This window comes from Pseudarthrobacter sp. BRE9 (assembly GCF_031844305.1).
GTDB lineage: Bacteria > Actinomycetota > Actinomycetes > Actinomycetales > Micrococcaceae > Arthrobacter.
Map to the genome: position 1 here is coordinate 206,796 of NZ_JAUZUY010000002.1, position 21,086 is coordinate 227,881.

Below are 21,086 nucleotides of genomic sequence, written 5' to 3' on the forward strand. Positions count from 1 at the left end.
TGTTCGTGGGGGAGCAGGGCAGGACCGGCGACGGCGGGACGGTTCAGTTCAAAGGCGCCGTTGACACGGGCCGGCACGGGAGTCCTGCCTTCGGTGCTGGATGTCGTCCGGATATCGTTTCGTACGGAAATTCGGGGGGTCAACGACAAAGCGGCGAGTCAATCGGGTTCGATCAGCAATGACCTCCCCATTCCGTGTCAGGATCAAGGTATGCCCCAGCGACTCATGCTGCTCGACACTGCCTCCCTCTACTTCCGCGCCTTCTACGGCCTGCCGGACACCATCCGGCGCCCGGACGGAACCCCGGTCAACGCCGTCCGGGGGTTACTGGACATGATCGCCCGCCTCAGCACCGACTACCACGCCACCCACCTGGTGGCCTGTTGGGACGATGACTGGCGGCCGCAGTGGCGGGTGGACTTGCTCCCCACCTACAAGGCCCACCGGGTGGCCGAGGCGGTTCCGGGCGGGGCCGACGTCGAAGTGGTGCCCGAGGGCCTCCAGGCGCAGTTGCCCATGATCCGCCGCGTCCTGGAGTTGGCCGGTATCGCCATTGTGGGCGCGGCGCACCACGAGGCCGACGACGTCGTGGGCACCTACGCGAGCCAGGCCGGCTTCCCCGTGGACGTCGTCACGGGCGACCGCGACCTCTTCCAGGTATGCGATGACGAACGGGCGGTCCGGGTGATCTACACCGCCCGCGGCATGAAGAACCTTGAAGTCATGACGGAAGAAACCGTGGTGGCCAAATACAAGGTCCTGCCCCAGCAGTACGCCGACTACGCCACCCTTCGGGGAGACGCCTCCGACGGCTTGCCCGGCGTGGCCGGGATCGGCGAGAAGACGGCAGCGTCCCTGCTCCTGAAGTACGGAACCCTCGAAGGGCTGCTGGCGGCTGCGGAGGAACCAGGCACGGGCGTGTCCGCGCCTGTCCGGGCCAAACTCGCCGCGGCCGCCGCATACCTGGAAGCAGCCCCCGCCGTCGTCCGCCTGGTGAAGAACCTGGCGCTGCCCACCCTTGAGGAGGCTGGCGCCCGCCTGCAGCCCGTGACGGGTGACCGGCGCGCGGAACTGGAGCAGCTGGCCACCGACTGGAACCTCGGCGGCTCCGTCCGCCGTCTGCTGGCCGCGCTGGACCTGCAGGAGGCGGCGCCGGCGCCGTCCTGACCGCCCCCGGGGCCACGTCATTTTGTTGCGTCAAACAACGACGTTGCGGCGCCGGAAAGCCGGGCGCCGATGACGCCGGAAGTACGGGCATGACAATTCGTTGCGCCGCGGGTCGGTGCGTTTCGGGCGGCTTGAATGAGCCGAACGGCTGATGGTTTGGTGAGGTAACGATCCAGACGAGAGGCCATTTCCATGACAGTCACTTCAGATCTTGCTCCCAGGCGGCTTCGGGACATTTTCGGAACATTCGCCAGCGGCCTGACCATCATCGCCGGGTCCACCCCCGACGGGCCCGCCGGTTTCACCTGCCAGTCCTTCGCGTCCCTGTCGCTGCAGCCGGCGCTGGTCACGTTCAGCCCGGCCAGGACGTCAACCACCTGGCCCGTGCTGAGAGGAGCCGGCTCGTTCACTGTCAACATCCTCCCGGCGGAACACCAGCACCTTGCGGGGCAGTTCGCCCGCTCGGGGACGGATAAGTTCGCCGGCGTCAGCCATACGTCCTCGCCGCTGGGAAATCCCGTGCTGGATGACGCGCTCGCCTGGATCGACTGCGAACTTCATGCAGAATACGACGGCGGCGACCACACCATCGTGGTGGCCGCGGTACGGCACCTCGATGCCCGGAACGACGCCGACCCCCTGCTGTTCTTCAAGGGCCGGTATGCCGGGCTCACGCCGGCGGAGCGCCTGCTCCAAGCGGCGGGCTGAGCAGGGACGGAGCAGGGACAGGGGAAGCCGGCCACGTCCCCCGCGGGCGGGGGATGACCGGCTTCGGCGTGGATCAAGGCGGAGGGCTCAGTAGGAGATGAAGGCCACGAGTTCGCCCACCCGGTCCTCGGGATAGTTCCGGGCAATGTCGGCCTGGCTGATGACGCCAACCAGCTTGTGCCCGTCAATCACCGGAAGCCGGCGCACCTGGTGGTCCTGCATGGTGCGGATCGCTTCCTCGATGGAGTCGTCGGCACCGATGGTGACCGGCTTGCCTTCGGCCAGTTCGCCAGCCTTGGCACTGCGCGGGTCGCCGCCTTCGGCCAGGCACTTCACCACGATGTCGCGGTCCGTCAGCATCCCCTTGAGCCGGTCGTCCTCGCCGCAAATGGGGAGGGAACCAACATCAAGTTCCTTCATTTTGCGGGCAGCTGCCTCCAGGCTCTCATTCTCGCCCACGCACTCCACGCCGCCAGTCATGATTTCGCGCGCCTTTGCCATGTTCGTCTCCTTTATTCCTGCTGCTTTGCCGTATCTGCGGCTGGATCGGATGGCCCTTCGGTGTGTCATTTTGAGGCAGACGGCTCCGGAGAGCTGCCGATAAAAAAATGCTAAGACTGCTTAGTAACGGGTGTCCAGACTCCGCCCATCCCACATTCCGCTGCGCCTGTGAAGGGCGCCCCACTCTTGCCATGGGCCCATCCAGTAGTAAGCTTGCTGAGCATTACTAGTAAGCTTGCTGATTAAATTGGATTGGAGCAGGAGCTATGGGCGCAATTTTCGGGACGGCCCTGTCATTGATGCTGACCGTTGGCGGCGCCGCGGTAGCCGCAGACCGGGGCCCCGGAGGCGTGCAGCACTATCTGGCCGGCCACGTGCTCCTGGGAGTGGGCATCGGCCTGCTGATCGCCACCGCCCTGCGAACCGGCATCCGGCTTCTCCTGGCGCGGCCAACGTCCCGGGCGCGGACGGCTCCCACGGCACCTCCGGCAGCGGAGCTGGCCCCTGTGACTGTCCTCCCTGTCCGGACCGCCTCCGCTGTCCCGCTGCGGGGCAGGCATGCCGCCTAAGGTGCAACCACTATTGGAACGAGTACCGGCTTCGCCGGCCGGAACGGTGGATCCCGTACCGCGGCGCCGTCACGGAGCCCGGGTGCTGATCCTGTTGTGCTGCGCCGTCGTTACGGCTGCGCTGGTGGCCGGCGCGGCCGGCATCCGTTCCGGTGATGCGGACGAAAACGTCCTCCGGGGTTTCCAGATCCGGGTGCTGAGCATCAGCCAGGCCGCGGCCGAGGACAGGGTGGACGGGGCGCTGGCTGCCCTGCAGGCCCTCGAGAAGGACCTGGGCGATGCTGCAGCAGGCGGCCGGCTTTCGGCAGCGCGGTACCGCAGCATCGCGAACGCGCTTTCGGCTGTCCGGGCGGATCTCGCCACGCAGGTGGCAGCAGCCTCCGCGGCAGCATCCCCTGGCACGGCACCGGACGCCGTCACGCCCGCTCCTGTCCTTGCCGGCACCGGGCAGGAGCCCGTTCCAGTGGAACCGGCCGTTCCGGCCGTTGCGCCTGCTCCTGCCCCCGCCTCCGAAGACGCCGCCCCCCAGGACTCCGCCCCGGCAGCTCCCGCCCAGGAGCGTCCGGACGCTGCGAAGGAGGCCAAAGGCAAGGGCAAAGGCCAAGGCAAGCCCTGACCGCAGCGAAAAGGAGCTTCCCTGTCAGGGCAGAATGGACGGATGAATCCTCCAGACGGCCTACCCGGTGCCGGCGCGTTCGACCTTGGCGCCATTGGTGCCGGACTTGCCTTCGCAGGATCACTTTCCGTGTTGCGGAAGGCGCTGGGAAGTAGTGGTTCGCCGGGCGCCGCCGTTGTGCAGGCACCGCCCGGGACCGGTAAAACCACCCTTGTCCCGCCGCTGCTGGCAAACCTCCACGGCCGGCGGGGCCGCGTCGTGGTCACCCAGCCGCGTCGGGTCGCGGCCCGGGCCGCCGCCCGGCGCCTCTCCGCCCTCGACGGCAGCCGGCTGGCCGGACGCGTGGGCTACACCGTCCGCGGGGAACGCCAGGCAGGCCCGGACACCCGAATCGAATTTGTGACCCCGGGCATCCTGTTGCGCCGCCTGCTGTCAGACCCCGGGCTGGAAGGCACTGCCGCCGTCGTCCTGGACGAGGTGCACGAGCGCGGCCTGGAAACGGACCTCCTGCTCGGCATGCTCGCGGAGGTCCGGGCGCTGCGCGGGGATCTCGCCGTCGTCGCCATGTCCGCAACCCTTGACGCGCCCCGGTTCGCCGCGCTGCTGGGGGATGCCGACGGCGGTGGCCCGGCACCCGTCGTCGACTGCCCTGCCGTGAACCATCCGCTGGACGTGCAATGGCTCCCGGCGCCCGCGGCGCGGCTGGATGTGCGGGGAGTGGCGCGCGCCTTCCTGGACCATGTCGCCGCCGCGGCCGCGGACGCCCAGGTCCGTGCTGTTGCCGCCGACGGGTCCGTGGATGCGCTCGTGTTCCTGCCGGGTGCCAGGGAGGTCTCCTACGTTGCGGCGGCCCTGCGCAGCCGGCTGGGCCGTCACGTTGACGTGCTGGAACTTCATGGCCAGGTGGGCCCGGCGGAGCAAGACAGGGCAGTGTCGGGGCGTGGTCCGGGCGATCCTCCGCGGATCATCGTCTCCACAGATCTTGCCGAGTCCTCCCTGACGGTGCCCGGCGTCCGGCTGGTCATTGACTCCGGGCTGTCCCGGGAACCGCGGCGGGACGCGGGCCGGGGCATGAGCGGTCTTGTCACCGTCTCCTGCTCCCGGGCGTCCGCTGACCAGCGGGCCGGGCGCGCCGCACGGCAAGGCCCGGGGACGGTGGTCCGCTGCTACTCCCAGCAGGCGTACGGTGCGGCTTCCGCCCATGCGACGCCGGAAATCAACGTGGCAGACCTGACCGGCGCCGCGCTGGTCCTCGCGTGCTGGGGCGCACCCGGCGGGAACGGGATCGCCTTGCCGGACCCGCCGCCCCGCCAGGCGATGGAGGACGCCGTCGAGGTGCTCCGGGAGTTGGGCGCCGTGTCCGACGACGGCCAGGTGACGGCAGCGGGCCGGGTCCTTGCCGGCATCCCTGCCGATCCGCGGCTGGCACGGGCGTTGCTCGACGGCGGCACCTCCGCAGGCCACCAGTTTGCCGCCGGGGTGGTGGCAGCGCTCTCCGGCGACCACCGCGCGCCGGGAGCGGACCTGCCCCGCCTGCTCGCCCAGCTCAGCGCCGACACAGGCCCGGCGGGAAGGCGCTGGTCGGAGGAGTCGAGGCGGTTGGCCGCCCTGGCGCGGCGGCAACAGGACGGTGCCGGTGTGGTTCCCGCGGCCACCGCCGCCGCAGGCGAAGCTGTTGGGGCCGTCGTCGCACTCGCTTTTCCGGACCGTGTGGCCCGGCGTGTGCCGGGCAGCGACGGCGCCGGGCAGTACCTGCTGGCATCCGGTACCAGGGCGGGCCTGCCCGCCGGCAGCACGTTGTCGGGCCACGAGTGGCTGGCCGTGGCCGAGGTGTCCCGCGCGGAAGGCAGGGACGCAGCCGGCACGGGCGCCGTCATCCGTGCCGCTGCCCCCATTTCCCTGGGCGTTGCCGAAGCGGCGGCGTCCCACCTGCTGGCCGACACCGTGGAAGCAGAATTCAGCGGGGGCCGGTTGAGCGCGCGCAGGACCCGGCGGCTGGGTTCGCTCGTGCTCTCCGCAACACCTGTGCGCCCCACCGCGGAACAGGGCAGGCGGGCCGTGGCGGCCGCGGTGCAGTCCAGTGGACTGGCTGCCCTGGCATGGTCGACGGCGGCGGCTTCCTTCCGGCGCCGCCTCGCCTTCCTGCACCGCGAGCTGGGTGCGCCATGGCCTGATGTGTCGGACGGGGCCCTGCTGGGCCGGCTGGAAGAGTGGCTGGGACCCGAATTGGGAGACTTGGCCGCCGGGAAACCGGTCACCGCGGTTGACCTGGCTGACCCGTTGCGACGGCTGCTGCCCTGGCCCGAAGCTGCCCGGCTGGGCGAGCTTGCGCCGGAATACCTTGAGGTTCCCAGCGGTTCCCGGGTCCGGATCGACTACCCGGAACCAGGTGACGCCGCCGCGCCCGTTGTGGCGGTGAAGCTGCAGGAGTGCTTCGGGCTGGCTGAATCCCCGAGACTGGTGGGCGGCCGTGTCCCGGTCCTGTTCCACCTGCTGTCCCCGGCCCGCCGGCCCCTCGCCGTGACGGATGACCTGACCTCGTTCTGGTCAGGCCCCTACACGCAGGTGCGTGCGGAGATGCGTGGGCGCTACCCCAAGCATCCCTGGCCGGAGGACCCGTGGTCAGCCCCCGCCACGGCACGCACCAAGCAGCGCAGGTAGCCGCTCTTCCCCGGCGGCTGCACCCGGGCGTGAAAAGTCCGATACACGGCCGAAACGTCTTGTCGACGTGCTGAAACATGGCTGTCCTAGGCTCCTTCCTACGCGGACAGTGCGGTCCGCAGCCCCTACGGAAGGACGCACACCATGTTTCCCTTGAACAGCCTTAACCTCCTGCTGGACGGCCGGCGCAGCGACGACGCACGGCGGTACGACGCCGGCCCGTCCGGTGACGGCGCGACCGGTGCCTTTCCCGCGGGCAAGCTCACCTCTGCCGCCTGGGAAGGCTGGTGGCACGAGGACGCTGCCTAGCGGCCTCGCATGTGCGCTGCGATAAACGCGGCCACGGGGGCTGCCAGGGAGGCGCCCACCTCATCTGCTGGCCGCTTCCTTCCCGCCACCGCGAACGAGTGGTCACCGCCCTGCACCCACTGCAGCACGGCGTTGGAACCGATCCGGGCCACGACGTCCGCCAGGATGTCCGGCGTGGCAAACGTGTCGCGGGTTCCCTGCAGGAACAGCATCGGCGTGGTGAGCCCGTACAGGTGCTCATCCCGCAGCTTCTCCGGCTTCCCGGGGGCGTGCAGGGGGTAGCCCAGGTACACCAGGCCGGAGGCCGCCATCCCATCGGCAACGGCCATGGACGCCATCCTGCCGCCGAACGACTTGCCGGCCGCCCAGACCGGGCCGCTGTCACCGTTGGCAGTCACCTGGGCGCGGGCTGTATCCATGGCCGCCCGCCAGGCGGCGATGGCGGCCGGAGGGCGGTCAGGGAACTTCCGCCCTGCCTCACGGTACGGAAAATTGAAGCGGAGGGTGGCCAGGCCCAGGCCGTTGAGGGCATCCGTGAATCCGCGGAGGAACGGGTGGTCCATTCCGGCACCTGCGCCGTGTGCCACCACCACGGTTGCGCTTGGATCTGCGGGGCGGGCGTAGGCGGCGGAAAAGGTGGTGTCACCCACGCTGACGGTGAGCTGCTGATCGGATGCGGGCATGGAACCATCATGCCGGAGTGCTGCCGGATGTTCCGGAGCAATGCCCGATGTTCCGGGTCCTGCCCGTGCCGGGGTGTACGTTGTCCCCATGGCGAGTGAACAGACCACCATCACCGTGCAGGGTCCCAACGGGCCCCGCGAGATGCGCATTTCCAGTCCCAGCCGCGTCCTCTGGCCGGACCTGGGCCTTACCAAGCTGGACCTGGTGAACTACATCTGCGACGTGGGGGAGGTGTTCATCGCCGCCAACGGGGACCGCCCCGTGGCGCTGCAGCGGTTCTCCGGCACCGTCGACGGTGAGCAGTTCTTCTCCAAGAATCCACCCAAGGGCACGCCGGATTTCATCCGCTCCGTCAAAGTGGTTTACCCCAGCGCAAGGTCGCACCCGCAACTCGTGTTCGATGAGCCTGCGGCGGCCGTGTGGGCCGCCCAGATGAACACGGTGGTGTTCCATCCCTGGCCTTCCCGCGCCGAAAACACGGACAACCCGGACCAGTTGCGCATCGATCTTGACCCGCAGCCGGGAACCGACTTCGATGACGCTGTCCCCGCCGCGCTGGTGCTGAAGGACGTCCTGGCCGAGGCGGGCCTCACCTGCTTCATCAAGACCTCCGGAAACCGCGGACTCCATGTTTATGCACCCATCGAACCAACCCGCGAATTCCTGGACGTCCGGCACGCGGTCATCGCCGCGGCCCGTGAAGTGGAGCGCCGCATCCCGGACAAAGTAACCACGGCCTGGTGGAAGGAAGAACGGGGCCGGAAGGTTTTCCTGGATTTCAACCAGGCCAACCGCGACCGCACTATTGCCGGTGCCTACAGCCCGCGGGCCCTCCCGCACGCCCCCGTGTCCTGCCCCATCACCTGGGCGGAACTGGAGCACGCGGATCCAAAGAACTTCACCATCCTCACGGTTCCGGAACGGTTGAAGACGGTGGGGGATCCCTGGGCGGATTTCAACGCCGGCCCCGGCACCATCGACACCCTGCTGGAGTGGTGGGACCGCGACTGCAAAGCCGGCCTGGGCGAGATGCCCTTCCCGCCGGACTACCCCAAGATGCCGGGCGAACCGCCCCGGGTCCAGCCCAGCCGCGCCCGCAAGCCGGACTGACGGCCACAACGACCGGCGGGCCGGACTCACCCGGCCGCTCCACAACGGGGCACTTTGACGCGGACACGCCGGCCGCCGTCGTGATTCACGACGGCGGCCGGCGGCAAAGTGCCCCGGGACGATTGCCCGCGGCGTGAACGCGGTGGCCGGGGTTACTCGAAGCGGGACGGATCGCCCATGCCGCGGCGGACCACCTCGGCCACCCCGCTGGAGAAGTCGACCACGGTGGTGGGCTCGGCGCCGCAGTCCCCGGCGTCGATGACGGCGTCCACCTGGTGGTCCAGCCGCTCCTTGATCTCCCAGCCCACGGTCAGCGGCTCCTCCTCATCCGGCAGCAGCAGCGTGCTGGACAGCAGCGGCTCGCCCAGTTCGGCCAGCAGCGCCTGCACCACGCGGTTGTCCGGAATCCGCACCCCCACGGTCTTCTTCCTGGGGTGGAGCAGGCGCTTGGGAACCTCCCTGGTGGCGGGCAGGATGAAGGTGTAGCTGCCCGGGGTAACGGACTTGATGCTCCGGAACACGTCATTGCCGATGTTCACGAACTGTCCCAGCTGCGCGAAATCCCGGCAGACCAACGTGAAGTGGTGCTTGTCATCCAGGTGCCGGATGCTCCTGATCCGGTCCAGGGCCTCGCGGTTGCCCATCTGTGCGCCGAGCGCGTAGCAGGAGTCCGTGGGGTAGGCGATCAGGCCGCCGTCCCGGATGATATTCACTGCCTGCGCGATGGCGCGCGGCTGGGGGTCCTGGGGATGAACGTCAAAGAATCTGGCCATGACCCAGAGCCTACGTTCCCGCGGACCCCGCCGCACCACGTGCCACGGCATCGGCGCCCTGAAATACGGGATGAACAGGGGAGGCGTCCCCTACCGGGCGGCGTCAGGATGGGGCAGGATGTTGTCTGCCCACGTTCCGGCCGGCGCAGTTCCGGCCCCCTGCGAAGGAGAACAAGCCCCATGCCAACAATCCTCAATCCCTACATCAGTTTCCGGGACAATGCCCGCGAGGCAATGAACTTCTACCAGTCGGTGTTCGGCGGCGAGCTGACACTCAGTACCTTTGGCGACTTCCAGGCCAGCGAGGATCCGGCGGAAGCTGAAAAGATCATGCACGGGATGCTGACCAGTACCCAGGGCCTGGTGATCATGGGCGCTGACACCCCCAACAGCATGGAGTACCACCCCGGTTCCGCCATTTCCATCTCCCTCAGCGGCGATGATGAGGTGGAACTGCGCGGCTACTACCAGAAGCTGAGCGGTGACGGGGGAGCGGTGACTGTCCCGATGGAAAAGTCGCCGTGGGGTGACATCTTTGGCATGTGCACCGACCGCTACGGAGTCGCCTGGCTGGTCAACGTCAACGCCGCCCAGCCCACGCCGGCACCCTGACATGCAACCGTGAGATGTGGCGGGCGGCCGCCAGGCGGAAGTACCGGACCCACCTCTTGGATCTGCCCCCTCCACCTTGAGGCCGGGCGTCCGGGCTGGGAGGATTAACGGGTGAGGCCGCTCATGGACTTCTTGTCCGACAAATGGTGGATGGTGTTTCCGCTGATGGCGTTTGCTGGCCGCTGGGCGGGCGGCTGGCGGCGCGCGGGCGAGCGCCGGTACCGGCGCAAGGTGGAACTGTACAAACTCCAGAACCAGGCACGTGAAGACGGGCGGGCGTCCCTGGCCGAGGTGCAGGCGCTGATGGACACCCATGACGCCACCAACCGGCGATGGCTTGAATATGAGCTCGACGTGGGCAAGCTCATCGATTTTCCCCTCATGACGGACGTCCGGGAACCACTCACGGTGGCCTTCCTGCGCGCCAAGCGGGAAGCTGACGGCCAGCGGCCCTCTTCCGCCGAAGACCTGCAAACAGTCGCCGGCGTTGACGCCTACCGGCAGGCAGTGAACAACTTCGCGGTGGCCCTGGACGTGGCCGAACGCGAAGCCAGGCGGATCAGGGACAGCAAGTTCAGCGGACCCGAACGCCAACGGCTGGCCACCGCCCGGAAGCTGCTGATGATCGCTGAGAACCATGCGGCTACCCCGGCCGAGCGGCAGGCCGCCTACAAACGGGCGCGCCGCGAACTGGACGGGCTCATCGTACTGCCGGACGTCACCGTTGCGGCCCTTGAGGAAAAGATCGCCCCGCAGCTGGACGCGGGCCCCAGGCCGCCGGAATTCCACCAGGGCTGAAACCTCGGTGGTGCAGCGTGGGGAGAACTCTTTATGTGGACGTCGACGGCGTGGTCTGCCCCTTCGGCCCGGAAGGAACCACGGGCTGGGGGTCCGCCTGGCAGCGCGCCGACGCTGGACTGTTGCCCGTCACCTTCGCCGCCGAACTCGTCACAGGGCTGAACTCCCTGGCCCTTACTCCCGGGCTGCGGTGTGTCTGGCTTACCAGCTGGGAGGAGCTGGCGCCCCAATACCTCTGTCCCGCCGTCGGACTTGCCGGCAGCAGGTGGCCCTGGCTTGCCGCGGACGGGGCAGCCGGCGGGACCGGCTGGTGGAAGCTCCGGGCCATCCAGGAGGACGTCGAAAAGACCGGACCAGACGCCATCGCATGGGTGGACGACCAGCTGGCATTCGAGGCCGAAGCACAGTCCTGGGCGCGCTTCCTGGGCAAGCGCATCCTCACGGTGTCGCCGCATCCGCGGCAGGGAATCACGCCGGCGGAACTGGACCTCCTCCGCTCTTTCCTTGCCCGGTCCGTGTTTTGACCTCATGCCCGGGACGCGTACGATCGATAAGGTTTCCCGCCGGTTGTGCCATCGCCGCAACTCATTCCAAAGCAAACAGCTGGTGAACTATGCTGTGCAAGGCAGCCTGGTAAGAGAAACTTGCTGAACGTCGACTCTGCAGATTGGGCAACAGGTGGATATCACCTTCATGGTGGCGCTGGTCATCGCACTGGCACTATTTTTCGACTTCACGAACGGCTTCCACGACACCGCCAACGCCATGGCCACGCCCATCGCAACCGGTGCCATCAAGCCCAAGACAGCGGTGGCCCTGGCAGCCGTCCTGAACCTGGTAGGGGCCTTCCTTTCCACCGAGGTGGCCAAGACGGTGTCCGGCGGCATCATCCGGGAGGGCTCCGGAGGCGTCCAGATCACACCGGAGATTATCTTCGCCGGGCTCATGGGAGCCGTCCTGTGGAACATGGTTACGTGGCTGAAGGGTTTGCCGTCCAGCTCATCGCATGCCCTGTTCGGCGGACTGATCGGCGCGGCAATCGTCGGCGCAGGATTCAGCTCCGTCAACCTTGAGACGCTGCTGCAGAAGGTCATACTTCCGGCCGTCTTCGCACCGGTGATCGCAGGAGTTGCCGCCTACGTATGCACGCGCCTGGCCTACGCCCTCACCTCACGCCACGACCCCGAGACCGGCACCAAGCTCACCCAGAAACGCGGCGGGTTCCGCACCGGCCAGATCTTCACGTCCAGCCTGGTGGCCCTGGCCCACGGAACCAACGACGCCCAGAAGACCATGGGCATCATCACGCTGGTCCTGATCGCCGCCGGAAGCCAGGCGCCCGGTTCCGGTCCCCAGATCTGGGTAATCACTGCCTGTGCCCTCGCCATCGCCATCGGCACCTACGCCGGCGGCTGGCGGATCATCCGCACCATGGGTTCCGGCCTGACCGAGGTCAAGCCCGCCCAGGGCTTCGCGGCCGAGTCCAGCACCGCGTCCGCCATCCTCGCCTCGTCCCACCTTGGCTTCGCCCTTTCCACCACGCAGGTGGCGTCGGGTTCGGTCATCGGCTCAGGCATGGGGCGCCGCGGGACCACGGTCCGCTGGAACATGGTGGGCAAGATCGCGTTGGGATGGCTGTTTACCCTGCCTGCCGCCGGAATCGTCGGTGCCCTGACCGCGCTGCTGGTGATGACCGGCGTCGTGGGCGTGCTCATTGCCGCCATTGCCGGGAGCGGCGCGGTGCTCTTCATGTTCTTCTACTCACGCAAGTCCTCCGTGAGCCACCAGAACGCCGTCGAGGTGGAGGAAGCCGGCCAGGCCGTCCGGTTCGCCAAGAAGAAGGCCATGGCCCGCGCCCGGGCCGAAGCCAAGGCAAAGGCCAAAGCCGACGCCAAAGCCAACAACCCCAAGGAGAATCGGCGATGAAGTGGTTGGAACTCCTGGCCGTTGCCGGCGCCACCCTGGTAGCTGCCGCAACAGTGGTGACCCTCTACTCACTCGGCGTCCGGTTCACGGCCATCGCCGCTGACGCACAACAGACTTCTCCGGGCCTGAAGCGCTCCTTCGCGTATGTCTGTTTTGGCCTGTGCGGCCTGGCTGTCCTGCTGGGCCTGTACCTGATCATTCCGTACTTCTCGAAGTAGCAAACTCCCGGAAGCTGCACGACGGGCAGCCATAGCACGCGCAGGGCCTTGGCCATTGGCTGGACCGGGCCGCCTGGCTAGGCTGGTGCGATGCCCCGCATCCAATATTTCGTGGCCGCGTCCCTTGACGGTTTCATCGCGACATCCACGGACGACCTCGGCTGGCTTCTGCAGTTCGACGGCTTCGAGGGCGGCGCGGACAGTTACAACGAGTTCATGGCCGGTGTGGGCTGCATGGTCATGGGCGGGGAAACCTACGCCTGGCTGATGGAGCACGAGCCCGGCAGGTGGCCGTACACGGGCACGCCCAGCTACGTCTTCACCCACCACGAATACCGTGCCCCGGACGGGGCAGACATCACGTTCGTCCGCGGCGACGTTCAGGAATTCATCACGGACTTCCGGCGGGCCGCCCGGGACCGGAACATCTGGGTGGTGGGCGGCGGCAACCTGGCGGCCCAGTTCGCGGATGCCGGCCTGCTGGATGAAATCATCCTCTCCGTCATCCCGGTGGTGCTGGGCGGTGGGAAGCGGCTGCTGCCGATGAAGGGCCCGACGCCGCCGCTGGAGCTGGCTGCGTCCCGCACCCTGGGCAGGGGAATCGTCGAGCTGCGCTACCTGCTGCCCGGAAGGACAGGTCCACAGGCCTGACGCTGCCCGCCCTATCCGGCGTTGTCCCGGAGCATGTTGGTGATGCGTGCCGTCGACAGCCGCCGTCCCTGGGCGTCTGTCATGACGATCTCATGGGTGGCAAGCGTGCGCCCCAGATGGATCGCGGTGCAGGTTCCGGTGACCAGGCCCTTCGCGATGGACCGGTGATGGGTCGCGTTGACCTCAATGCCCACGGCGTGCCGTCCCGGCCCCGCATGCATTCCTGCGGAGAACGATCCCAGGGTTTCTGCCAGCACCACATGGGCGCCGCCGTGGAGGATTCCGGCCACCTGGGTGTTGCCCTCCACCGGCATGGTGGCAACGGTGCGTTCCGGGCTCATCTCCAGGAAATGGATCCCCATCTTGACCACCAGGGCGCCGACACCGAACCTGCCCAGCCAGCCGTGCATGTGGTCGGGAATTCCGGCGGCTGCGAGCTCTCCGGCGAAAGCGCCCGGCGTGAAATTGTCTGTCATGGCAACTAGGCTGGCACCTGTGAGTGAAACAACCAAACCGGCCCCTTTCCCATCTTCGGCCCTCGATGAAGACGCTGCCGCGCAGCTTTCGTCCGCCACGCCCCGGCCTGCTGCAAAGGCCGCCATCCCCGCTGCCGGTGGGTCTGTTTCAGCTACGGAAGCGCCCGTCATTCCCCTTACCGGCCAACCGCGGCTGCTGGTCCTTGACGGCCATTCCATGGCGTTCCGCGCCTTCTTTGCCCTGCCGGCGGACAAGTTCTCCACCTCCAACGGCCAGCACACCAACGCCATCCACGGCTTCACCTCCATGCTGATCAACCTCATCAAGGAGCAGCAGCCCACCCACGTCGCGGTTGCGTTCGATGTTTCGGACGAATCCACCCACCGGAAGACCGAGTACAGCGAGTACAAGGGCGGCCGGAACGAAACGCCCCGCGAGATGAGCGGCCAGATCGACCTCATCGCCCAGGTCATGGAGGCCTGGGGCATCAAGACCATAAAAATGCCCGGCTACGAGGCCGATGACATCCTGGCCACCCTCGCCACCATGGGTGAGAAGGCCGGATTCGAGGTCCTGCTCGTTTCCGGCGACCGGGACGCCTTCCAGCTCATCACGGACAACGTATTCGTGCTCTACCCGCGCAAGGGCGTCAGCGACATCCCCCGGATGGACGCCGCCGCGATCGAAGCGAAATACTTCGTCAGCCCGTCCCGCTACTCGGACCTTGCCGCCCTGGTGGGGGAGACAGCGGACAACCTCCCCGGCGTGCCCGGCGTGGGACCCAAGACCGCTGCGAAATGGATCAACCAGTACGGCGGCCTAGAAGGCGTCCTGGAACACCTTGACTCCATCGGCGGCAAAGTAGGTGACGCCCTGCGGGAGAACGTCGACGCCGTGAAGCGCAACCGACGGCTGAACCAGCTCCACACGGATCTGGACCTCCCCGTCACGCTGGAGGACCTCTACCAGCCGCGCCCCGACCAGGCCGCCATTGAAGATCTCTTTGACCAGCTGGAGTTCAAGGCCATCCGCGGCCGGCTGTTTGCCCTCTACGGCGACGCTGACACACCCGCCGCCGAACGGGAAAGCATTGAAACCCCGGACTACACCACACCTGCCGATGCTGCCGAACTGGCAGCCTTCCTGGCCGCAGGCGCGGGCCGGCGGACCGCCCTCGCCGTCGACCTCGTACCCGGCCGCATTGGCGAGGACGCCGCCGCGGTGGCCATCGTGCGTGGTGACGCCGCAGTCTACGTCGACCTCACCGGCCAGGACGCGGAGACCGAGAATGTGCTGGCCGGCTGGCTGCGGGACCCCGAAGCACCCAAGGTGATGCACGGCTTCAAGGCAGCGCTCAAGGCTCTCACGGCCCGCGGCCTGGAGCTGGAGGGCGTAGTGGACGACACCTCCATCTCCGGCTACCTCATCCAGCCGGACCGCCGCACCTACGAACTTGCCGAGCTCGCCCAGCACCACCTCAACGTGGGAATCCCGGCCGCTACCGCCAAAGCCGGGCAGCTCGAGCTGTCGTTTGACGGCGACGACACCGCGGCGGCCGACGCCCTGGTCCAGGCCGGCGCCGTCGTACTGGCCCTGAGCCGCTACTTCGAGGACGAACTCAAGGAACGCCGGGCGGAGGAACTGCTGTCCACCCTCGAACTGCCGGTCAGCCGCGTCCTTGCGGATATGGAACTCGCCGGCATAGCGATCGACATGGACAAGATGGACGATCAGCTCGCCGACCTTGCCCGGGTCATCGACCAGGCGCAGGAACAGGCCTTCGCGGCCATTGGCCACGAAGTCAACCTCGGCTCGCCCAAGCAGCTGCAGACCGTCCTGTTCGATGAACTGCAGCTCCCCAAGACCAAGAAGATCAAGTCCGGCTACACCACGGACGCGGCTTCCCTGAAGAACCTCCTGGACAGGACAGGGCACGAGTTCCTGGTTCAGCTCATGGCCCACCGCGAGGCCGCCAAGCTGCGGCAGATGCTCGAGTCCTTGAAGAAGTCCGTGGCGGAGGACGGCCGGATCCACACCACTTACGCCCAGAACGTGGCCGCCACTGGACGGATCTCGTCCAACAACCCGAACCTGCAGAACATCCCCATCCGCAGCGAGGAAGGCCGGCGCGTCCGCGGCATCTTCGTGGTCAGCGATGGCTACGAATGCCTGCTGTCCGCCGACTACTCCCAGATCGAGATGCGCATCATGGCGCACCTCTCCGGTGACGCGGGCCTGATCCAGGCGTACAAGGACGGCGAGGACCTGCACCGCTTCGTCGGCTCGAACATCTTCCACGTCCCCACAGACCAGGTCACCAGCGCCATGCGCTCAAAGGTGAAGGCCATGTCCTACGGCCTGGCCTACGGATTGACCTCCTTCGGCCTGTCCAAGCAGCTGGAAATTTCCGTTGACGAGGCGCGCACCCTCATGAAGGACTACTTCGACCGCTTCGGCGCGGTCCGCGACTACCTGCGCGGCGTGGTGGACCAGGCCCGCGTGGACGGCTACACCGCCACCATTGAGGGACGCCGCCGTTACCTGCCCGACCTCACCAGCACCGACCGCCAGCTGCGGGAGAACGCCGAGCGCATCGCCCTCAACAGCCCCATCCAGGGTTCCGCAGCGGACATCATCAAGCGCGCCATGCTGGGCGTCCATGCCGAACTTCAGGCGCAGGGCCTGAAGTCACGGATGCTGCTCCAGGTCCATGACGAACTGGTCCTGGAAGTCGCCGCCGGGGAGCGGGGCGCCGTGGAGAAATTGGTGACCGGGCAGATGGCCGCAGCTGCCGACCTGAGCGTGCCCCTGGAAGTCCAGATCGGCGTCGGACCCAGCTGGTACGACGCCGGGCACTAGGCACGGAGTGGCCCCCCGCCGGGCAGGGGATGTTTGTGCTGTTCAGTGGCGGGCCTCATTGACTAGGCTCGGGTAAATGGGTGATCTGAGCGAAGACTATGAAATCCGGCGCTTTCCGGCTGTGTCCAAGGGCAAGGAAGGGTACGCAGAGGCCGAAACCTGGGCCCAGGCCGTAGCGTTTGGCTTCCACGAGTCCAGCCGCAGCCCTGACCACCGGGAACGCTCCCTCGCCACCTATGAAGTGGATGGACGGATCTTCACGGGGGCGTACCAGACCGGACCCGTGGCCGCCTCATCCCTGCCGGCCGAGGTGCCCGTGGCCACGTTCGGGACCTTCCGCAAGACCCTCAACATCGGCTTCGGCCGCATGCTGGAAACCCAGATGGTCACGGCCGTGACGGTCCGCACTTCCCATCGCCGCCGCGGCCTGCTGCGCCGGATGATGACCGAAGACCTGCAGGCCGCCAAGGACGACGGCATTTCCGTGGCCGCACTGACGGCCTCGGAGGGAAGCATCTACGGCAGGTTCGGCTACGGAGTGGCGAGCCTTGAACGGACCGTCAAAGTGGATACCACCGCCCGGTTCAACCTGCGGCACCAGGCCGTGGGCACCGTCGAAGTCGCCGACCCCAAGGTCCTGCTGGAAGTGGCTCCGCTGGTGTTCGACCGCGTCCACCGGCACACGCCGGGGTCCCTCGGCCGGCAGGAATGGTACCGACAGCTGGCGTCGGGGTCGCTGGGACGCGACGGCAAGGAGGATCCCGCCATCAAGGTGGCGCTGCACTACGGCCCGGACGCAGCCATCGACGGCTACGTCTCCTACAAGTTCCTCGGCTGGGACACCACCCCCTTCACCGTGGAAGTCGTGGACCTCGTGGCCGGTACGGACCACGCCTACCTTGAACTCTGGCAGTACCTGGCCGCCATTGACCTCGTGGAACGGGTCACCTGGAACGAAGCGCCGGTGGATGATCCCCTCGCCTGGGCACTGGCGGACCCGCGCTGCATGGATGCCTCGGACAGCCGTGACATGCTGTGGCTCCGGATCCTGGACGTCCCGCAGGCCCTCGCGGCGCGGCACTACCCGGCTGACGGCCGGCTGGTCCTCGACGTGGAGGACGCGCTGGGCCTCACGGCAGGAACTTTCGCGTTGGAGGTCAAAGACGGCCAGGCCGCCGTCGAACGTGTGGCAATGGGGGAAAAGGCTGACCTGGCACTGGATGTCTCGGCGCTGTCCTCGATCTACCTTGGCGGAGTCAGCCCCGTGACGCTCAAGGCGGCAGGTATGGTCTGCGAGGCGACTCCCGGCGCAGCGTTGAAAGCGCAGCAGATGTTCGCGGTTGAGCGGGCAACGCACTGCCTGACCCACTTCTGACGTTCCCGAACGCCCGGGGCGGCCGCTTTGACCCGAATTGCAGGCAGCGACTAGAATAAACGGGCGTGTGTTACGTGTGCATCGCTATGGTTCGCATTTGAACGCCACGCAATCAGGATGACCCGGCAATCCGCCGCGCTCCGCCTCCAGGTCAGTACCCGGAAGTGGTGGTCACCTGACCGACTCACTATCCACAACGGAGCCCCTACTACATGACCATCACCTCCACCGAGAAGCCCGGTACCCCCGTAGTCGCCATTAACGACATCGGTACCGCTGAGGACTTCCTCGCAGCAGTCGACGCGACCATCAAGTACTTCAACGACGGAGATCTCGTCGAAGGTACCGTCGTCAAGGTCGACCGCGACGAAGTTCTGCTCGACATCGGTTACAAGACCGAAGGTGTCATCCCCTCCCGCGAGCTTTCCATCAAGCACGACGTTGATCCCGGAGACGTTGTCTCCGTTGGCGATCAGGTCGAGGCCCTGGTGCTCACCAAGGAAGACAAAGAAGGCCGCCTGATCCTCTCCAAGAAGCGCGCTCAGTACGAGCGTGCCTGGGGCGACATCGAGAAGGTCAAGGAAGAAGACGGTGTTGTCACCGGTACCGTCATCGAGGTCGTCAAGGGTGGTCTTATCCTCGACATCGGCCTGCGCGGCTTCCTGCCCGCATCCCTCGTCGAGATGCGCCGTGTACGCGACCTGGCTCCGTACATCGGCCAGCAGATCGAAGCCAAGATCATCGAGCTGGACAAGAACCGCAACAACGTGGTCCTGTCCCGCCGTGCATGGCTCGAGCAGACCCAGTCCGAGGTCCGCTCCACGTTCCTCAACAAGCTGGAAAAGGGCCAGGTCCGTCCCGGCGTCGTTTCCTCCATCGTCAACTTCGGTGCCTTCGTGGACCTGGGCGGCGTAGACGGCCTGGTTCACGTTTCCGAGCTGTCCTGGAAGCACATCGACCACCCGTCCGAGGTTGTCGAAGTTGGCCAGGAAGTCACCGTCGAGGTTCTCGAAGTCGACCTGGACCGCGAGCGTGTTTCCCTGTCGCTCAAGGCTACGCAGGAAGACCCGTGGCAGACCTTCGCCCGCACCCACGCCCTCGGCCAGGTTGTTCCGGGTAAGGTCACCAAGCTCGTTCCGTTCGGTGCGTTCGTCCGCGTCGAAGACGGCATCGAAGGCCTGGTCCACATCTCCGAGCTGGCTGTCCGCCACGTGGAGCTGGCAGAGCAGGTCGTCTCCGTTGGCGACGAGCTGTTCGTCAAGGTCATCGACATCGACCTCGAGCGCCGCCGCATCTCGCTGTCCCTCAAGCAGGCCAACGAGGGCGTCGACGCCGACAGCACCGAGTTCGACCCGGCTCTGTACGGCATGGCCGCAGAGTACGACGAAGAGGGCAACTACAAGTACCCCGAGGGCTTCGACCCCGAGTCCAACGAATGGCTCGAGGGCTACGAGACGCAGCGCGCCGCCTGGGAGCAGCAGTACGCTGACGCCCAGACCCGCTGGGAAGCACACAAGAAGCAGGTTGCCCAGCACGCTGCCGACGACGCTGCAGCTGCAACGTCCGGTGACAGCGATTCCGGCACCACCAGCTACTCCTCCGAGCCTGCTGCCACCGACACCGGTGCCGGCACCCTGGCTTCGGACGAGGCTCTTGCTGCTCTCCGCGAGAAGCTGACCGGCAACTAATTGCCACCGGCCCTTCCGGGCTGACACAACAGACCCCCTGCCTTCGGGCAGGGGGTCTGTTGCTTTAACCAGCCGCTCCGCCGGCACGCGCAACCCAAATGCGTAACTTTTGCTGGCTGGGGTCCGGGTGCTGCCACCTATTGCGGGGCCGGCGGGCCGGCCAGGACGCATAAGTTGCGCAACCCGGTCAGCGGGTTTCCCCTAGAGCTCGACGACGGCAAGGACTGTCCCGTCTGCGTGGTGGGTCAGTGCAGCCCCGGCTGCGGCCAGCAGCCGTTGGGCGACGGCGTTCCCCGCCAAGGTGCGGGCGCTGACGCGCTTGAGTCCGGCCCGGCGGGCCTCCGCCAGGACCAGGTCCAGGGCAGCAGCGCCGATACCGCGCGAACGGAAGCTCCGGCCAAGCCAGATGCCCGTTTCGCCTGAGGGAGTGCCTGAACTGGTTTCCCGCTTGAGTCGCACGGAGCCGGCGATCAGGCTGCCGCTGAAGACGGCCCAGGACTTTTCCGCGGCGGGTCCGTCCAGTCCGCCGGCCGCCGCCTGATGGTAGCTGTAGAACCAGGCGGTGCGCTCCAGGTTCCAGCCGGGGCCGTCCAGCGGGGGAGCCACTTCGTCCGGGGAGGCGTCGCGCTTGGCCAGTTGGAGCAGCCGGTCCGCTACGGCTCTATCAACATCCACGAGGGTGACTTCAGTTGAGGGGTTCATCCACCCATTCCGTTCCATCGGGACTGAGCGTGGCCGTTCCCGCCGTCAGCTGGAGGATGCGGTCAGTTGCGGCAGCAATGGCGGCAGCATGGTCCGGCACGGCAATCCGCAGCACCGTGTACCGGTCCTGGTAGCTGGTCTCGGCCATGACAGCGCCGGCGGCCCGCAGATCGTTTTCCAGCCGGCCCGCTCCCGCGTGCGGTACTGCGGTGGAACAGATCCGGAGCCTGCTGCGGCGGACCAAGGGTGCCAGGTCCAGGGCGGCCGAGACCGATTCGGAGTAGGCCCGGACCAGGCCGCCGGCGCCGAGCAGGATGCCGCCGAAATAGCGCACGACGACGGCACTGACGTCACTGAGGTCGGCCACCCCGGGCGCCGTTTCCCTCTTCAGCAGGGCTTCGAGCATGGGGATGCCCGCCGTCCCGGCGGGTTCGCCGTCGTCGCTGGAGCGCTGGATGGTGCGGTCCGGCCCGATGACGAACGCCGAGCAGTGATGGCGGGCATCGTGGAACTCACGGCGCAGGCCCGCCACCAGGTCGCGGGCCGTGTCCTCGGTGCCGGCCCTCCGCAGAACGGTAATGAACCGGGAGCGTTTTATGTCGAGTTCATGCCGGAAGTCCTGGCCGGCCGCCAGCGTGGTGTAGGTGCCTGACCGGCTGTCTTGCTCTTGCATCCGCCCCAG

The 21,086-nt window shown here is 67.3% G+C and carries 22 protein-coding genes; 16 read left to right on the top strand and 6 right to left on the bottom strand.

The window, feature by feature from the left end; genetic code table 11:
- The first annotated feature begins 210 nt into the window (after positions 1 to 210).
- Positions 211 to 1,167: a 5'-3' exonuclease gene (locus Q9R31_RS05820; RefSeq protein WP_311261804.1), complete on the top strand. Its 957-nt coding sequence runs from the start codon at positions 211 to 213 to the stop codon at positions 1,165 to 1,167.
- 192 nt (positions 1,168 to 1,359) lie between these two features.
- Positions 1,360 to 1,875, top strand: coding sequence for a flavin reductase family protein (locus Q9R31_RS05825; protein ID WP_311261805.1), 516 nt, complete (start codon positions 1,360 to 1,362; stop codon positions 1,873 to 1,875).
- Between the two features lie 87 nt (positions 1,876 to 1,962).
- Here the strand turns inward: Q9R31_RS05825 and Q9R31_RS05830 are convergent, their stop codons facing one another.
- Positions 1,963 to 2,376, bottom strand: a complete 414-nt coding sequence (locus Q9R31_RS05830; protein ID WP_311261806.1) for a CBS domain-containing protein — start codon at positions 2,374 to 2,376, stop codon at positions 1,963 to 1,965.
- 266 nt (positions 2,377 to 2,642) lie between these two features.
- Between Q9R31_RS05830 and Q9R31_RS05835 the strand changes: the two genes are divergently transcribed.
- The 4 genes from Q9R31_RS05835 (at position 2,643) to Q9R31_RS05850 (ending at position 6,531) form a co-directional block, all read left to right on the top strand.
- The gene (locus Q9R31_RS05835; RefSeq protein ID WP_311261807.1) at positions 2,643 to 2,945 is read left to right on the top strand and encodes a hypothetical protein; all 303 of its coding nucleotides are present in this window, start codon (positions 2,643 to 2,645) and stop codon (positions 2,943 to 2,945) included.
- A 13-nt stretch (positions 2,946 to 2,958) separates the two neighbouring features.
- Positions 2,959 to 3,561: a hypothetical protein gene (locus tag Q9R31_RS05840; protein ID WP_311261808.1), complete on the top strand. Its 603-nt coding sequence runs from the start codon at positions 2,959 to 2,961 to the stop codon at positions 3,559 to 3,561.
- 42 nt (positions 3,562 to 3,603) lie between these two features.
- Positions 3,604 to 6,222: an ATP-dependent helicase HrpB gene (hrpB, locus tag Q9R31_RS05845; protein WP_311261809.1), complete on the top strand. Its 2,619-nt coding sequence runs from the start codon at positions 3,604 to 3,606 to the stop codon at positions 6,220 to 6,222.
- 144 nt (positions 6,223 to 6,366) lie between these two features.
- Positions 6,367 to 6,531 (top strand): hypothetical protein, encoded by a 165-nt coding sequence (locus Q9R31_RS05850; protein WP_311261810.1) that lies wholly within the window; start codon positions 6,367 to 6,369, stop codon positions 6,529 to 6,531.
- Here Q9R31_RS05850 and Q9R31_RS05855 read toward each other — a convergent pair.
- Positions 6,528 to 7,214, bottom strand: coding sequence for an alpha/beta family hydrolase (locus Q9R31_RS05855; protein ID WP_311261811.1), 687 nt, complete (start codon positions 7,212 to 7,214; stop codon positions 6,528 to 6,530). The genes Q9R31_RS05850 and Q9R31_RS05855 overlap by 4 nt on opposite strands.
- Before the next feature lie 88 nt (positions 7,215 to 7,302).
- On the opposite strand from Q9R31_RS05855, the gene ligD reads away from it, so the two are divergent.
- A complete protein-coding gene (ligD, locus tag Q9R31_RS05860) occupies positions 7,303 to 8,325 on the top strand; it encodes a non-homologous end-joining DNA ligase (RefSeq protein ID WP_311261812.1) in 1,023 nt (340 codons plus the stop codon).
- A 152-nt stretch (positions 8,326 to 8,477) separates the two neighbouring features.
- On the opposite strand, the gene Q9R31_RS05865 is transcribed toward ligD, so the two are convergent.
- The gene (locus Q9R31_RS05865; RefSeq protein WP_311261813.1) at positions 8,478 to 9,098 is read right to left on the bottom strand and encodes an L-threonylcarbamoyladenylate synthase; all 621 of its coding nucleotides are present in this window, start codon (positions 9,096 to 9,098) and stop codon (positions 8,478 to 8,480) included.
- Between the two features lie 180 nt (positions 9,099 to 9,278).
- On the opposite strand from Q9R31_RS05865, the gene Q9R31_RS05870 reads away from it, so the two are divergent.
- The 6 genes from Q9R31_RS05870 (at position 9,279) to Q9R31_RS05895 (ending at position 13,303) form a co-directional block, all read left to right on the top strand.
- The gene (locus Q9R31_RS05870; RefSeq protein WP_311261814.1) at positions 9,279 to 9,710 is read left to right on the top strand and encodes a VOC family protein; all 432 of its coding nucleotides are present in this window, start codon (positions 9,279 to 9,281) and stop codon (positions 9,708 to 9,710) included.
- 123 nt (positions 9,711 to 9,833) lie between these two features.
- Entirely contained in the window at positions 9,834 to 10,508 is a 675-nt protein-coding gene (locus Q9R31_RS05875) for a hypothetical protein (protein WP_311261815.1), read from the top strand.
- A gap of 17 nt (positions 10,509 to 10,525) precedes the next feature.
- On the top strand, positions 10,526 to 11,032 hold the full coding sequence (locus tag Q9R31_RS05880) for an HAD domain-containing protein (protein WP_311261816.1): 507 nt from the start codon (positions 10,526 to 10,528) through the stop codon (positions 11,030 to 11,032).
- 154 nt (positions 11,033 to 11,186) lie between these two features.
- Positions 11,187 to 12,434: an inorganic phosphate transporter gene (locus Q9R31_RS05885; protein ID WP_311261817.1), complete on the top strand. Its 1,248-nt coding sequence runs from the start codon at positions 11,187 to 11,189 to the stop codon at positions 12,432 to 12,434.
- Positions 12,431 to 12,652, top strand: a complete 222-nt coding sequence (locus Q9R31_RS05890) for a hypothetical protein (protein WP_311261818.1) — start codon at positions 12,431 to 12,433, stop codon at positions 12,650 to 12,652. Before Q9R31_RS05885 ends, Q9R31_RS05890 begins: the two co-directional genes overlap by 4 nt.
- 90 nt (positions 12,653 to 12,742) lie before the next feature.
- Positions 12,743 to 13,303 carry a dihydrofolate reductase family protein gene (locus Q9R31_RS05895; RefSeq protein ID WP_311261819.1) on the top strand — a complete coding sequence of 187 codons (561 nt, stop codon included), beginning with the start codon at positions 12,743 to 12,745 and terminating at the stop codon, positions 13,301 to 13,303.
- Positions 13,304 to 13,314: 11 nt separating this feature from the next.
- On the opposite strand, the gene Q9R31_RS05900 is transcribed toward Q9R31_RS05895, so the two are convergent.
- Entirely contained in the window at positions 13,315 to 13,779 is a 465-nt protein-coding gene (locus tag Q9R31_RS05900; protein WP_311261820.1) for a hotdog fold thioesterase, read from the bottom strand.
- 217 nt (positions 13,780 to 13,996) lie between these two features.
- On the opposite strand from Q9R31_RS05900, the gene polA reads away from it, so the two are divergent.
- From polA to rpsA, 3 genes are all read left to right on the top strand, one after another.
- Positions 13,997 to 16,639 (top strand): DNA polymerase I, encoded by a 2,643-nt coding sequence (gene polA, locus Q9R31_RS05905; RefSeq protein ID WP_311262193.1) that lies wholly within the window; start codon positions 13,997 to 13,999, stop codon positions 16,637 to 16,639.
- Between the two features lie 76 nt (positions 16,640 to 16,715).
- Complete coding sequence (locus Q9R31_RS05910; protein ID WP_311261821.1) at positions 16,716 to 18,014, top strand: GNAT family N-acetyltransferase; 1,299 nt, start codon at positions 16,716 to 16,718, stop codon at positions 18,012 to 18,014.
- 212 nt (positions 18,015 to 18,226) lie between these two features.
- On the top strand, positions 18,227 to 19,702 hold the full coding sequence (gene rpsA, locus Q9R31_RS05915) for a 30S ribosomal protein S1 (RefSeq protein ID WP_306631227.1): 1,476 nt from the start codon (positions 18,227 to 18,229) through the stop codon (positions 19,700 to 19,702).
- Between the two features lie 201 nt (positions 19,703 to 19,903).
- On the opposite strand, the gene Q9R31_RS05920 is transcribed toward rpsA, so the two are convergent.
- Positions 19,904 to 20,404: a GNAT family N-acetyltransferase gene (locus Q9R31_RS05920; protein ID WP_311261822.1), complete on the bottom strand. Its 501-nt coding sequence runs from the start codon at positions 20,402 to 20,404 to the stop codon at positions 19,904 to 19,906.
- A complete protein-coding gene (locus Q9R31_RS05925; protein ID WP_311261823.1) occupies positions 20,388 to 21,077 on the bottom strand; it encodes a YigZ family protein in 690 nt (229 codons plus the stop codon). The genes Q9R31_RS05920 and Q9R31_RS05925 overlap by 17 nt, the downstream gene beginning before the upstream one ends.
- Between the last annotated feature and the right edge of the window lie 9 nt (positions 21,078 to 21,086).